This is a genomic window from Actinosynnema sp. NPDC059797, assembly GCF_042732085.1.
GTDB lineage: Bacteria > Actinomycetota > Actinomycetes > Mycobacteriales > Pseudonocardiaceae > Actinosynnema.
In genome coordinates this window covers 7,228-8,137 of record NZ_JBHWIE010000326.1, presented here as the reverse complement: position 1 = coordinate 8,137, position 910 = coordinate 7,228, and the positions used below count along the sequence as shown (strand labels likewise).

The window sequence follows — 910 nt, the reverse complement described above, 5'->3', positions numbered from 1 at the left end:
GCCCACCGGCGGCACCGCCGTCGCCCCGTCGCCCAGGTCCAGCACGTCACCGGCACGGACCTCGTCGTTCCACGGGATCGCCGCGTTCAGCGCCGGCAAACCGTAGATCAACAGCAGGGCGACCGCCAGGACGATCAACCCCGGCCCGAAGGTCCGCCGGTCCAGCCCGAGGAACCGGTGCTCCACCGGCACCCGGTCCCCGGGCGCTTCACGCACCCCGTGTGACGTCACGACCATCCCCGTTCCTGCCAACACGCCGGGCCCGCAGCCGCGGCCGCCCGGGACCACAGGGGACGTGTCACGTCACCTGACGGTGCAAGAACGGTAAGCACGCGGCGCCGCCCCCGCAGGACGACGACCCGCCGCCGAGGGGTTCTTCATGCGACCCGCGACCGAGGACACCTTGCGGCAGCAGGCGCGCAGAACGACGTCCAGCGGGATCAGTGCTGGTCACCGGCTTGTGGCGAGGCCGGACTCGACGTGGCGCTGCACCGACCGCAGGGCCGCGGTGTGCGGCTCGTCGTGCTCGTGGTCCCGGGCCGAGCGGGACCGGCCGAATCCGTTTCCGCGCGCGCACCCCGGTGTGGCATCGTCCCGCGGCATGGCGACGGAGTACCTGTTCTTCTGGGGGCACGAGACGCGGCCGGGCGCGCCGGTCGGCAAGCAGTGCCTGAGCCAGTGGTACGAGGCGCCGTTCACCGAGGACGGCCGCACGTACCCGACGGCCGAGCACTACATGATGGTCGGCAAGGCGCTGCTGTTCGGCGACGAGCACACCGCCCGCCGGGTGCTCGCGGCCCGCACGCCCCGCGAGGCGAAGTCGCTGGGCCGCCAGGTGCGGGACTTCGACGAGGACACCTGGGTGGCCAACCGGCTCGACGTCGTCGTGCGCGGGAACCTGGCGAAGTTC

1 protein-coding gene and 1 pseudogene are annotated in these 910 nt (G+C 72.9%); one reads left to right on the top strand and one right to left on the bottom strand.

Annotation, left to right across the window (positions count from 1 at the left end):
• A pseudogene (locus ACFV4N_RS35995) lies at window positions 1–237 on the bottom strand (hypothetical protein); the annotation flags it as partial.
• Between the two features lie 364 nt (window positions 238–601).
• On the opposite strand from ACFV4N_RS35995, the gene ybiA reads away from it, so the two are divergent.
• A partial coding sequence (gene ybiA, locus ACFV4N_RS35990; RefSeq protein WP_499677135.1) for a riboflavin biosynthesis intermediates N-glycosidase occupies window positions 602–910 on the top strand: 309 nt, incomplete at its 3' end.